Source organism: Huaxiibacter chinensis (genome assembly GCF_022171985.1).
In the GTDB taxonomy this organism is placed as follows: domain Bacteria; phylum Pseudomonadota; class Gammaproteobacteria; order Enterobacterales; family Enterobacteriaceae; genus Enterobacter; species Enterobacter chinensis_A.
This window is the reverse complement of sequence record NZ_JAJVHF010000001.1, coordinates 49,368-62,148: the sequence shown is the minus strand read 5'-3', so window position 1 is coordinate 62,148 and position 12,781 is coordinate 49,368. Positions and strand designations below refer to the sequence as shown.

Genomic DNA, 12,781 nt, shown 5'->3' with positions numbered 1-12,781 from the left:
CTTTCATAATTAACCTGAGTTCCGTTATTCTGCCCTGTATTGTTATTTGATTGTTAAGGGAAAAAGATGGGGCTTTTGATAAAAGCGGCGTTGGGCGCGCTGGTCGTCGTGCTGATTGGGCTGCTGGCGAAAACAAAGAACTACTATATCGCCGGGCTGATCCCGCTTTTCCCGACGTTTGCGCTTATTGCGCATTATATCGTGGCTTCGGAGCGGGGTATCGAGGCGCTGAGAAACACGATCGTTTTTGGCATGTGGTCCATCATTCCCTATTTTGTCTATTTACTGTCGCTGTGGTACTTCACGGGGATGATGCGTTTACCGCTGGCGCTGGGTGGGGCAGTCGTCTGCTGGAGCCTCAGCGCCTGGGTATTAATCTATTTCTGGAGTCGTTTCCATTAATTGAGCGGACGGCCCCCGTCGACGCCAAAGGATCGGCCCGTGACGTAGCAGCTGGTTAACAGGTAGTCGATAAGGTCGATGATCTCTTTTTCGCCCGGGGCGATTTTCATCAATGATTTATTCAGCGCTTTCTGACGGTACAGTGCATCGTCTTCTTCATTGAATAAAATCAACGACGGCGCGATAGCATTGACTTTGACTTCAGGGGCGAGTTTACGGGCGAAGGAGCGCGTCATATTATCCAGCGCCGCTTTGCTGGCAGCATAGGCGATATGCTTATCACTTCCGCGTTCAACAACATAATCCGTAAAGTGAATAATATCGCTGGCCGCATGACCATGACCGCAGAGCAAATCCTGCAAAGCGTGATTAAGCAGATACGGCGCATGCACGTGGATTTGCAGCATACAGGAAAGCGTATCGCTCAGCGACGTGCCGGGTTTTTCCGGTAGCCAGGCGCTGGCATTATGCACAATAGCGCGCAGGCCGCGGGTGGTGGATTTCACCTGTTCAGCGAAGGCAAGAATCCCTTCATCGGTGGAAAAATCAGCCTGGATGCAGATGGCACCCGCCTGACGTAATCCCTCAATAGAAGGATAGTCGTTGCGATAGCTCACAATGACCGGCTGGCGGATATTCAAAAAGTGGTGGGCGAGGGCGAGGCCAATACGACGGCCTCCTCCGGTAATCAACACTGGACGCTGCGGCGCGCTTCCCATCATATTCTCCTGTTATTTTTATAATGGGAAAAATGCACTATCCCATCAACATCCACGTAGCCGGTACGGCGGCGACCAGCAACAGACCAATCAACACCATTTCACGACGCTTCAGGGCCGTCGAAAGCTGATGCGTGCGGCGAGCATAGATAAAGACTAACAGACCTGGCGCATACAGCACGACGGAAAGCAATAAATGCATCGGGCCTGAGGCATATAATAACCAAACGCCGTAGAGACAAGCCCCTGTGCCGACCACGTAATGCACCGGACGGGTGGCGATTTTTAACAAATAGGCGCCCACCAGGAAATAGGGTACCAGAATCATCTCCGAGGCGATGGTCAACAGGGTGTTATAGTCTGAACCTGTGAGCCAGATCAGCACCAGGCACACCTGCACGCTGATATTGGTCAGCCACAGCGAGGCCGAAGGGGCGCTATTGCTGTTCTGCCGGGCGAAGAGACGTGGAAACGCTTTGTGGGTCGCCGCCAGGAAAGGGACTTCCGCCGCCATAATCGTCCAGCTTAAATAGGCGCCGCACACAGAGACGATAAGCCCTGCGGCAATTACGACGTCCCCCCAGGAACCCATCATCCTGACCATTAACCCTGCCATCGAGGGATTACGCATTTCGGCCAGCTCCGGGCGGGCCACCACGCCCAGGGAGAGCAACGTGACCAGGAGATAGACGCTGAGCGCCGCCAGGACGGCCAGCAGCGTCGCACGGCCGACATCACGTTTGTTTCGTGCCCGGGCTGAAACCACCACGGCCCCTTCAACCCCGATAAACACCCACAGGGTGATAAGCATGGTATTTTTTACCTGCTCCCAGACCGGTACGCCCAGCGCCACACCGGTAAAATCCAGGCTGAAGACGTCAAGACGGAAGGCAATAAACGCCAGCACGATAAACAAGCCCAGCGGCACCAGTTTCGCCAGCGTGGCCACCAGGTTGATACTGGCTGCCGTCTGCACGCCGCGTAATACCAGCCAGTGAACAATCCACAGCAGTACCGACGCGCCAACGATAGACTGCCAGGTATTACCATCGCCGAACAGGCGAAGTTCCGGGGTGTCCGTGAAGAAACTTAATGCAGAAAAAACGATCACCAGATAGGAGACGTTGGCAATCACCGCGCAGAGCCAGTAGCCCCAGGCCGAGCAAAAACCAATCAGCTCGCCAAACCCTTCTCGTGCATAGGTGAATATACCGCCATCCAGGTCGGGACGAATACGCGTAAGCAGCAGCATGGCAAAGGCCAGCAGCAGAATACCCACCCCGGTGATCCCCCAGCCGATGAGCAGGGCGGCCGGACTGGCGACCATCGCCATATTCTGCGGCAAACTGAATACACCTGCACCCAGCATGGAGCTTAAAACGAGCGCAGTTAAAGCGCTCAGGCCAAGTTTCTTTTCCATTGGCTTCCTGTTATGAAACGTCAGAATCCAGAATAATTATTTCGCAGTGGCGCATAAAAATGGTGGATCACACTAAGGCGCGGAATTTTACGGAGTGTCGTGAAGGCATGCAATGATGTGTGGCAGAAATTCAGTTAAAACTTAAAAAAAAAGGCGGCTTGCGCCGCCTGATAGTATGCGTTTTTTACTTATAGAGGTCGGCACTGATGGTGACGTTGTTACCACGTTCCTGCCACTGGCGGGTAATGTGGTAGTACTTCGCGCCTTTTTTCGCCGCACGCTTCGCGACCTGATAAGACACTTCAGTCATATTGCCGTAGTTACCGGTGAACTTGATGCTGTCGAATGGCACCATTTGCGCTGCGGTGGTTTTGTTCAGTTCTTCGATCTTCGTTCCGTCCGGCAGCGTGACAGTGTAACGGCCGCCTTTGGTTGTCTGCGTTTCGAAGAAGCGGCCTACTTCAGCGCTTGGCGTTGCAGTCGTCGCTACGCCTGGAATTTCAACGTTCTTCGCAGCAGCACCGCCCGCAGCGAGAGCAGCACGGCCCGCTTCAGAATCCGCCGGGATCACATCCGGGCTTTGCAGAACGCGTTTCTTGGCATCCGCTTTGTAAATGAAAGCGGTAATTCGCTGGTTGCCACCCTGGTTGGCATCAATCTGACGCACAATATAGAAAGACGCTGCGCCTTTGGCTTTTGCGGCTTTGGTGATGGCCTCGTTAACTTCTGGCTGGCTGCGGTAGAAACCCTGAATGGTGACAGTATCAAACGGTTCCAGGGCAATGGCCTGGTCTTTTGGCAGTTCCATGACGCCATTAATTACGCGGTTTTTCGGCGCGTCTGCTTTTTGAGCGTCGTTTTTGTACAGGGCAACAATCACACGCTGATTGCCGCTGTTACCGTAATCAGAGGAATCGACAACGTAGAACGAATCAGCGCCTGCTTTATCAGCCTGTTTAGATGCGGCGGCGACGGTGTCACTGATCGCGTTGAAACGACCCACAATGATGGCGCGGTCGTAAGGTTTAACCGCTGCCGCTTGCTCCGGCGTTAACTCTGTTGCGGCATGAGCAGACAGGGCGGTCGCAGACAGAAGCGCGGTCGCCAGAAGAGTGTTCTTAAGCTTCATAAAAATGATCCTTCGCCAAACGCAAACCAGGTACTGGTGTTGTTGTTAAATTAAAAACGTTGCCGATTATGGCATTTAAAACCCGCTGCTGTCTGCGGCATTTTTCACAGCCTGTGCTCAGGGCAGGATCTTATTAGATAACATTTAGTGATATGTTGTGGAAACAGCGGTTTGAACAGTAAAACTGATTATTCATATGACTTTCACAAGTTAATTTAATGTTAATGAGTTGTTCTTATATGGCGCTAAATCATGTTTTTACCGCTTCGCTTAAGCGAATCATCGGGCCTGGCGACGAATTTAAGGCAAATATCTCTGTCAGAGACGGCGATCACTTATTTTTCACAGATAAAGTCAGAAATAGTGTTTCCTTGCGGTAGATCACAGGCGCTATTTTCAGTAGGTTATAGAAAGTTTGTTACTGTTTTATTTTTTCGTGGTTCATTCTTTAGCCAGGCCGATCGCTTTGGCGAAGAGTATGTCAACCGCGGGCAATGATCGACAAACCATCAATAAGAACCGATGGAAGGGAAAACTATGCGTATTGGGGTACCTAAAGAACGGTTAGCCAATGAAACCCGCGTAGCTGCAACGCCGAAAACGGTAGAGCAGCTGCTTAAACTGGGTTTTACCGTCGCGGTTGAAAGCGGCGCAGGCAAGCTGGCCAGCTTCGATGACGAAGCATTTATTCAGGCTGGGGCAGAGGTCGTGAGCGAATCTGACGTCTGGCAATCGCCGATCATACTAAAAGTGAACGCGCCGCAAGAGGATGAAATTGCACTTCTGAATCCAGGCACGACGCTGGTGAGCTTTATCTGGCCGGCACAAAACGCAGAGCTGATGGAAAAGCTGGCGGCGCGTGGCGTAACCGTGATGGCGATGGACTCCGTGCCGCGCATTTCGCGTGCTCAGTCTCTGGATGCGCTGAGCTCAATGGCCAACATTGCGGGTTATCGCGCGATTGTCGAAGCCGCACACCAGTTTGGTCGTTTCTTTACCGGCCAGATTACCGCAGCGGGTAAGGTTCCTCCTGCGAAAGTGATGGTGATTGGCGCGGGCGTTGCGGGTCTGGCGGCCATTGGTGCGGCGAACAGCCTGGGTGCCATCGTACGCGCCTTCGATACCCGTCCGGAGGTGAAAGAGCAGGTCCAGAGTATGGGCGCCGAGTTCCTTGAGCTGGACTTCAAAGAAGAAGCGGGCAGCGGGGATGGTTACGCGAAAGTCATGTCTGAAGCGTTCATCAAAGCTGAAATGGCGCTTTTTGCCGCCCAGGCAAAAGAGGTAGACATCATTGTCACCACCGCGCTGATTCCCGGTAAACCTGCGCCAAAACTGATCACCCGTGAAATGGTTGATTCCATGAAGCCGGGTAGCGTCATTGTTGACCTGGCCTCGCAGAACGGCGGCAACTGCGAATACACCGTGCCGAATGAAGTGATGACCACCTCAAACGGTGTGAAAGTCATTGGCTACACCGATTTGCCGGGGCGTCTGCCAACCCAGTCTTCTCAGCTGTACGGCACAAACCTTGTTAACTTGCTGAAACTGCTGTGCAAAGAGAAAGACGGCAACGTTGTTGTCGACTTTGATGATGTGGTGGTTCGCGGGGTGACGGTTATCCGTGATGGCGAAATCACCTGGCCTGCACCGCCGATTCAGGTTTCTGCTCAGCCTCAGGCAGCGGCAAAAGTTGCGCCTGCACCTAAAGAGCCGGCAGAACCGGTTTCGCCATGGCGCAAATACGCCCTCATGGCGCTGGTGATTATCCTCTTCGGCTGGCTGGCTGACGTAGCACCAAAAGAGTTTCTTGGTCACTTCACCGTCTTTGCGCTCTCCTGCGTAGTGGGTTACTACGTGGTGTGGAACGTGTCGCATGCACTGCATACGCCGCTGATGTCGGTAACAAATGCGATTTCGGGGATCATCGTCGTGGGGGCATTACTGCAGATTGGTCACGGCGGCTGGATTAGCTTCCTCAGTTTTATCGCGGTGCTTATTGCCAGTATCAATATTTTCGGTGGTTTCACCGTGACTCAGCGCATGCTGAAAATGTTTCGTAAGGGCTAAGGGGTAGCATATGTCTGGAGGATTAGTTACAGCTGCATACATTGTTGCCGCGATCCTGTTTATTTGTAGTCTGGCGGGGCTTTCTAAACACGAAACCTCACAACGTGGAAATAACTTCGGCATCGCCGGTATGGCGATTGCCTTGCTGGCAACCATCTTCGGCCCTGACACCGGCAACGTTGCCTGGATCCTGGTGGCGATGATCATCGGTGGCGCAATTGGTATCCGTCTGGCGAAACGCGTTGAAATGACCGAAATGCCAGAGCTGGTAGCCATTCTGCACAGCTTTGTTGGCCTGGCGGCCGTACTGGTGGGCTTTAACAGTTACCTTTACCACGAGCCGGGGCTGGAGCCGATCCTGGTCAATATCCATTTGACGGAAGTGTTCCTCGGGATCTTCATTGGTGCGGTAACGTTCACGGGCTCTATCGTGGCGTTTGGTAAACTGCGCGGCAAAATTTCGTCTAAGCCGCTGATGCTGCCTAACCGTCACAAAATGAACCTGGCGGCGCTGGTGGTCTCCTTCCTGCTCCTGCTCGTCTTTGTCCGCACCGAGAGCGTGGGTCTGCAGGTGCTGGCGCTGCTGGTCATGACCATCATTGCGCTGGCATTTGGCTGGCATCTGGTGGCCTCCATTGGTGGCGCAGACATGCCGGTGGTGGTTTCGATGCTGAACTCTTACTCAGGGTGGGCAGCGGCGGCCGCAGGTTTTATGTTGAGCAACGATCTGCTGATTGTCACCGGGGCACTGGTGGGCTCTTCAGGCGCGATTCTGTCCTACATCATGTGTAAGGCAATGAACCGCTCCTTCTTTAGCGTTATTGCAGGCGGTTTTGGTACCGATGGCTCTGCTTCCAGCGGCGAAGAAGAAGTGGGTGAGCATCGTGAAATCAGTGCGGAAGAGACGGCAGAGATGCTGAAAAACTCGCACACCGTCATCATCACCCCAGGCTATGGAATGGCGGTGGCGCAGGCACAATATCCGGTGGCAGAAATCACCGAACGACTGCGTGCGCGTGGCATCAAGGTCCGTTTCGGTATTCACCCGGTCGCGGGCCGCCTGCCAGGACATATGAACGTCCTGCTGGCAGAAGCCAAAGTGCCATACGATGTCGTTCTGGAAATGGATGAGATCAATGACGATTTCTCCGATACCGACACCGTTCTGGTCATCGGTGCGAACGATACCGTCAACCCGGCAGCACAGGACGACCCAGGCAGCCCGATTGCCGGGATGCCGGTTCTGGAAGTGTGGAAGGCGCAGAACGTGATCGTATTTAAACGCTCAATGAATACCGGTTATGCTGGCGTACAGAACCCCCTGTTCTTCAAAGAAAACACCCACATGCTCTTTGGTGATGCCAAAGCCAGCGTGGATGCGATTCTGAAAGCGTTGTAAACGTCTTATTCAGACGTAAAAAAAAGCCGCCATCACTGGCGGCTTTTTTATGGGCGAGGGCAGCGCGACTTAATCGTCTTCCGCGTCGTCCAGTTCAACCGGCGTCTGGTACTGATCGGGTTTTATCACCAGCAGATCGCAGCGAAGATGGTCAATGACCTGCTCGGCGGTATTCCCAAGGAAGGCAGCAGAAATACCTGTGCGGCCTACCGTACCGAGGACCACAATCCCGGCCTGTAGATGCTCTGACAGGTCTGGGATCACCTCTTCAGGCAATCCTTTCTCAACGTGCGTCATCTTCTCATCGATACCGAATTTCTGACGCAGTGACTTCATGGCCAGCAGATGTTGTCCGCGAATGGCATCGTTGTAAACGCTGGGATCAAATTCCGGCAGCTCGATGGCAATATTAATCGGCGTGACCGGGTAGGCGCCAATGAGGTGCACTTCCGTATGGTTAACCTGCTCAGCAAGCTGGATGGTCTCCTTCACCAGCTTTTCATTCAGAGCATTGTGATAATCCTCTTCGCTGGCAAGATTAACGGCAACCAGCGCTTTGCCGCCTTCCGGCCACGGTTGATCTTTCACCATCCATACCGGACACGGGCATTTACGCAGCAAATGCCAGTCTGTCGGGGTGAAGATCACGGCTTCCAGTTTGTCGTGCTGATGGGCCATTTTCAGGAGCAGGTCATGGCCGCCGGCGATAACTTCCTGAATGATGGCTTCGAAGGGACGGTTATGCCAGACCACCTTGATTTCGATGGGCACACCCGCATCAAGATAAAATTTAGCCTGCTCACGGATCCATGCGGTACGCTGGCTGATCACTCCCTGACGCATGGCGGTGCGTTCGTCAGGCGACAGAAGGGTGGTCATTTCGTATGAGAAGTCATAGATCGGCAGAAACGCTTTGATTTTGCCACCAATCCGTTGATGTAAATACACGGCTCGACGTAATGCAGGTTGATCGTCCTGATTAGGATCGATGGCCACCAGCATATTTTGATACTTTGCCATACAGGTCTCCTTACTACTGTCACCACAGTCTGTAAGTAAAAGAGTAACCTATATATCTTGAATGAAACAGGGGAGAAGTTTTTACCAGATCAATAAATCATGAAAATTTATTGATCTGGTGAGGCTCGTTTAAAGGGATCAGGCTACGTTACGCGCGTGTCCGGCGAGAACCGCCAGCGCTTCACCGTTTTCGATGGTGATATATTTGCCTTTAACGGCCAGCATGCCGCTTTTCTGGAAACGACCCAGCAGACGGCTGATCGTCTCTACGGTCAGGCCCAGGTAGTTGCCAATGTCGCCACGCGTCATGGTCAGGCGGAACTCACGCGGGGAGAAACCACGCTCGGCAAAGCGGCGCGAGAGGTTATAAATAAAGGCGGCCAGACGCTCTTCGGCATTCTTTTTAGAAAGCAGAAGAATCATGTCCTGATCGCCTTTAATCTCGCCGCTCATCAGGCGCATCATCTGTTGACGCAGGTTAGGCATTTTGCCTGACAGATCGTCCAGCGTCTCAAACGGGATTTCGCAAACCATAGAGGTTTCGAGCGCCTGAGCAAAGCTCGGGTGATGGCCCGTACCGATAGCGTCAAAGCCGACCAGATCGCCTGCAAGATGGAAGCCAGTAATCTGCTCATCACCCTGTTCGGTGATGGTATAGCTTTTAATGGTGCCAGAACGGATAGCGTAGAGAGACTTAAGCTCATCTCCCGCTTTAAACAACGTCTGTCCTTTCTGAATAGGCTTTTTACGCTCGATGATATTATCAAGCTGATCGAGTTCATGCTCATTCAGAGTAAACGGGATGCAGAGCTGACTGATGCTGCAATCCTGACAATGGATAGCGCAACCGCCAGACTGAATACGTCGTATAATTCTCTTTTCCGGGATCATAAGTCTACTCAAGCCTTAATTGATATTGGTCAATTTTAACATCTTTTTGGTTCGGGCGTAAGCCTGGGAAACCATCAATGAGGACAAGAGAAGACAATGTGCTTTCATCTTCTTGAAATTCCACAGTTTATGTGTGGAAAAGTGACCTAAGAGGTAGAAAATTAAGCACAAAAAGCCTGGAATCTACAGCAGAAGATAGCCTTCATGACGCAACAGCCACTCTTTACGCTGTACACCGCCCGCGTAGCCGGTCATTGTGCCGTTTCGTCCTATGACACGGTGGCAGGGGACAACAATACTGACCGGATTTGATCCGTTCGCGGCACCGACGGCGCGGGCAGCGCCAGCACGTCCCAGCTTTTCAGCGAGCTGACCATAATGCATGACCTGCCCGCAGGGGATGGTGCGCAAGGCTTGCCACACTTCGCGCTGGAAAGACGTGCCAGCCGTCGCGGTGGGAAGGGTATCAATAATGGCTAAGTCCCCTTCAAAGTAGGCGGAAAGCTTTTCACTGAATCCACCGGGATTAACGGTATCAACCCGCTGAAATCCTCCAACCCGATAATGAACGTTCAGCAGTTGTTCCATACGGTCGCTATGCTCTTGCCATTCCACCGCGCGCAGCTGGTTCTGCTCATCGCACATGATCCAGAGGGGGCCGAGCGGCGTCGGAATGAGTTCCTGCAAAAGTGTTAACATCAGATTCACCTGAGATTAAGAGAAACTAAATATTGTCCGCAAACGAGGTCATAATCAAGAGGATACATTAGAATTAACGTAGTAAATCTTTCGGATTATATTTAGACGTACAGGGATTACTTTCAAATATTCACTCGTTAAAATAGCCTGATATTGTCACTGGATACTATTTACGTGTGTGAATCGCTGGTTCTATTCATAAGATTTATATTTGTAGGTGTTGCTAATACCGCCATTCATGCGCTTATATTTCTTCTTTTCTACATTTTGTTTTCCTTTCCGCAAAGTATGGCCAATGTCATCGCCTTTATTGTTGCGGCGACCTTTAGTTTCGTCGTCAACGCGACATGGACCTTCCGCAAGCGAAAATCCGCCCTGAAATATCTGTCATTCATCTCCTTTATGGCGTGTCTGGCCTGGGGGACAGGGAGAACGGCAGATCTGGTCGGGCTACCGGCTATTTTCACGTTATTAATTTTTTCGGCGATAAGCATGGTCGTCGGGTTTTTGCTTTCACGCTATATAATATTCACGGATTGAATATGTTAATTTCTCTTGTGATACCTGTTTTTAATGAAGAACAGGCGATTCCGCATTTTTTTGCAGCGCTTCGCAATGAAACGCGTTTGCAGGACTATCAGATGGAGCTGGTGTTTGTAGACGATGGCAGCACCGATGATACCGTGCAGGCTATTCATCGCGAGCATTACGCATCGGCTCAGATAAAAGTCGTTGAATTCAGCCGCAATTTCGGTAAGGAGCCTGCGCTCCTTGCGGGCCTTAAGACGGCAACGGGTGAGGCGGTTATCCCCATTGATGTCGACCTGCAGGATCCTCTCCACGTGGTGCCGTTGCTGATTGCCCGCTGGCAGGAGGGCTATGAGACCGTCCTTGCTCAGCGAATCGACAGGCGATGTGACACCTGGCTCAAACGTAAAACCGCAGAGTGGTTTTATCGGGCACACAATAAAATAAGTTCGCCGGGCATTGTAGAAAACGTGGGGGATTTCAGGCTTCTGTCACGCCAGACGGTGGATCATCTTCTTGAATTACCCGAAAGAACGCTCTTTATGAAAGGTTTGCTTTCCTGGGTAGGCGGCAAAACTGCCATCGTTGAATATACGCGTGAGAACCGTAAGGCGGGTAAAAGTAAATTCAACGGCTGGAAGTTATGGAAGCTGGCAATAGAGGGCATAACGTCATTTTCGATATTCCCATTACAACTCTGGACTTATCTTGGGTTTGTTATCGCATCGATTTCTCTTTTTTATGCCATCTGGATGGTCATCGACAAAATTGTCTGGGGAAATGATGTTCCCGGTTATCCCTCTTTAATGGTGGCTATTCTTTTTATTGGGGGTGTGCAGTTGATAAGCATAGGTGTGCTGGGTGAGTACATCGGCAGAATTTTCATCGAGGTCAAAGGAAGACCGCGCTATATCCTGAAGAATGGATGCAAAGGACAGCAAGATGTTGAAGAATAACGTTGTTTTATTTTGGTTGTTTGTAATTTGTGCAGTCGCTTATTTTCTGCCTGAACTTACGCAGACTTATTATTTCAATGATGATATCGGCCGCAATGCGATTGGTTTTGGCTTGTATGACAATTCTGGATGGGGTGAATATGCTGATAGCGGTCGTCCTGCGGCAGAAATAGTGATTCGTTTACTCTCAGGATGGATAGGGCGCGCAAAGGATGTTTTGGCAGTCGATATTGCTCCTGTGACTAAATTACTGAGCGCACTTTCTCTGGCAGCAACTGCGTGGATAATCTACCGCAAAGTGATTGAACATGTTTCATGGATGGGCTTTCTGCTTGCATTATCGGTGGTTTTTTCACCGTGGTTTATTCACTGTATCCAGTACAGTTTTGATTCTGTGACCATGGGGGCCGCATTACTTCTTACGGTGCTTCCTTTTTTAAGCCAAAGAAACAATAAGAGTTGTATATTTTTCTTTATTAGCTATTTTATTTCGCTCTGCTTTTACCAGTTATTCCTGGTTTCACCTTTTATAATCATAATCCTTATTCTTCTTAAAATATGGCTTGAGGAAGGGAAAATAAGCGATGATGTGCAGAACTACTATGGACGCGTAATTGTTTCCCTTGTGACGAGTTTTATAACTTACAAAGCTGCTCTCATGTTACTTCCACTACGGGATTACGCATTAATTCATAGTAAGTTGCTGTCAATCAGCCTTGTTTTACCGGCGCAGGTCGTTACCCGCATGGGGTATCTCATAGATGTATACTTCTCACCATTCTATGGTGTTGCGGGAATCGTTCTCATTGGGCTCATTTTTCTGGCTCTAACAGGGGTGGCAATGCAGGCGAAGATGTCGGGGCGTAACATCTGGCTGGTTATCCTGGCACATGTGATTATAGGCGTTTTCACCTTACTTGTTGCGTTGTTGCCCCAGTCTCTGTTACGTGATCCGGTATATGCAGGAAGAACGATGGCGGGAAATCAGTTTGTCATGCTGGTTTGGTTATACCCCCTTATCTATCTGCGCTCAGCCTTCTTTAAAACCGTCTGTATATCCTGGATAGTCTTTTTCACCTTAATGGCCGCATTAAATGCTGCGATTACTAACGCAATTCGTGCGCAATACAATTATGAAGACAGGTTGCTGAATGTGATCCTGACTTATCCCATGCATGACGTACTGCCGGCATCGATAACCTATATCCCACCTTATAATGCAAAAAATAAAATCTGGTTACGGCAGGCAAGGAATGTGCGTAACAATTTCCCTTTTGCAAAATATGTGCTTCATAACACTTATATGCTGAGTACCTCAATTTGGGCAACCCGGCAAACGCAGTTGTATAATCGCGAAGTAGCATTTAGCTTCGGCGATGGAAGCCGAGACTTTTGTCAGTGGCCCGACAAATTAGTGATGCAGGAATTTATTATGTACGGAAAAGGCGATAGACGCTATGTTGATTTTGGTAAAACAGCGTGTGATCCCGTGAAGTGAGTATTTGATATATTCTGAAAAAAAATAGAGCCTGCCGACATCGTCAGGCTCTA

13 protein-coding genes are annotated in these 12,781 nt (G+C 50.6%); 7 read left to right on the top strand and 6 right to left on the bottom strand.

Annotated elements, in window-relative coordinates:
- Positions 1 to 66 precede the first annotated feature (66 nt).
- A complete protein-coding gene (locus LZP96_RS00315; protein WP_258925605.1) occupies positions 67 to 402 on the top strand; it encodes a GlpM family protein in 336 nt (111 codons plus the stop codon).
- On the opposite strand, the gene folM is transcribed toward LZP96_RS00315, so the two are convergent.
- From folM to ydgH, 3 genes are all read right to left on the bottom strand, one after another.
- Entirely contained in the window at positions 399 to 1,121 is a 723-nt protein-coding gene (gene folM / locus LZP96_RS00310; protein ID WP_258925727.1) for a dihydromonapterin reductase, read from the bottom strand. The genes LZP96_RS00315 and folM overlap by 4 nt on opposite strands.
- 37 nt (positions 1,122 to 1,158) lie before the next feature.
- Positions 1,159 to 2,541 (bottom strand): amino acid permease, encoded by a 1,383-nt coding sequence (locus LZP96_RS00305; protein ID WP_258925604.1) that lies wholly within the window; start codon positions 2,539 to 2,541, stop codon positions 1,159 to 1,161.
- 184 nt (positions 2,542 to 2,725) lie between these two features.
- A complete protein-coding gene (gene ydgH / locus LZP96_RS00300) occupies positions 2,726 to 3,670 on the bottom strand; it encodes a DUF1471 family protein YdgH (RefSeq protein ID WP_258925603.1) in 945 nt (314 codons plus the stop codon).
- Between the two features lie 252 nt (positions 3,671 to 3,922).
- Between ydgH and LZP96_RS00295 the strand changes: the two genes are divergently transcribed.
- Genes LZP96_RS00295 through pntB form a run of 3 tightly spaced genes read left to right on the top strand, consistent with a single transcriptional unit; the run spans position 3,923 to position 7,136 of the window.
- Positions 3,923 to 4,168 carry a hypothetical protein gene (locus LZP96_RS00295; RefSeq protein WP_157685354.1) on the top strand — a complete coding sequence of 82 codons (246 nt, stop codon included), beginning with the start codon at positions 3,923 to 3,925 and terminating at the stop codon, positions 4,166 to 4,168.
- Between the two features lie 39 nt (positions 4,169 to 4,207).
- A complete protein-coding gene (gene pntA / locus LZP96_RS00290) occupies positions 4,208 to 5,737 on the top strand; it encodes a Re/Si-specific NAD(P)(+) transhydrogenase subunit alpha (RefSeq protein WP_064325932.1) in 1,530 nt (509 codons plus the stop codon).
- A gap of 10 nt (positions 5,738 to 5,747) precedes the next feature.
- A complete protein-coding gene (gene pntB / locus LZP96_RS00285) occupies positions 5,748 to 7,136 on the top strand; it encodes a Re/Si-specific NAD(P)(+) transhydrogenase subunit beta (RefSeq protein WP_064325933.1) in 1,389 nt (462 codons plus the stop codon).
- 69 nt (positions 7,137 to 7,205) lie between these two features.
- Here pntB and uspE read toward each other — a convergent pair whose 3' ends face one another.
- From uspE to ogt, 3 genes are all read right to left on the bottom strand, one after another.
- A complete protein-coding gene (gene uspE, locus LZP96_RS00280) occupies positions 7,206 to 8,156 on the bottom strand; it encodes a universal stress protein UspE (protein ID WP_064325934.1) in 951 nt (316 codons plus the stop codon).
- A 138-nt stretch (positions 8,157 to 8,294) separates the two neighbouring features.
- On the bottom strand, positions 8,295 to 9,047 hold the full coding sequence (gene fnr, locus LZP96_RS00275) for a fumarate/nitrate reduction transcriptional regulator Fnr (RefSeq protein ID WP_006174991.1): 753 nt from the start codon (positions 9,045 to 9,047) through the stop codon (positions 8,295 to 8,297).
- Between the two features lie 183 nt (positions 9,048 to 9,230).
- Positions 9,231 to 9,746: a methylated-DNA--[protein]-cysteine S-methyltransferase gene (gene ogt, locus LZP96_RS00270; protein WP_258925601.1), complete on the bottom strand. Its 516-nt coding sequence runs from the start codon at positions 9,744 to 9,746 to the stop codon at positions 9,231 to 9,233.
- A gap of 174 nt (positions 9,747 to 9,920) precedes the next feature.
- Here ogt and LZP96_RS24170 point away from each other — a divergent pair, with 174 nt between their 5' ends.
- The 3 genes from LZP96_RS24170 to LZP96_RS00260 are packed head-to-tail and all read left to right on the top strand — an operon-like array spanning position 9,921 to position 12,728.
- Positions 9,921 to 10,286: a GtrA family protein gene (locus LZP96_RS24170; RefSeq protein ID WP_157685355.1), complete on the top strand. Its 366-nt coding sequence runs from the start codon at positions 9,921 to 9,923 to the stop codon at positions 10,284 to 10,286.
- Positions 10,287 to 10,288: 2 nt separating this feature from the next.
- Positions 10,289 to 11,230, top strand: a complete 942-nt coding sequence (locus LZP96_RS00265) for a glycosyltransferase family 2 protein (RefSeq protein WP_258925726.1) — start codon at positions 10,289 to 10,291, stop codon at positions 11,228 to 11,230.
- Positions 11,217 to 12,728, top strand: a complete 1,512-nt coding sequence (locus tag LZP96_RS00260; RefSeq protein ID WP_258925600.1) for a glucosyltransferase domain-containing protein — start codon at positions 11,217 to 11,219, stop codon at positions 12,726 to 12,728. The genes LZP96_RS00265 and LZP96_RS00260 overlap by 14 nt, the downstream gene beginning before the upstream one ends.
- Positions 12,729 to 12,781: the final 53 nt, after the last annotated feature.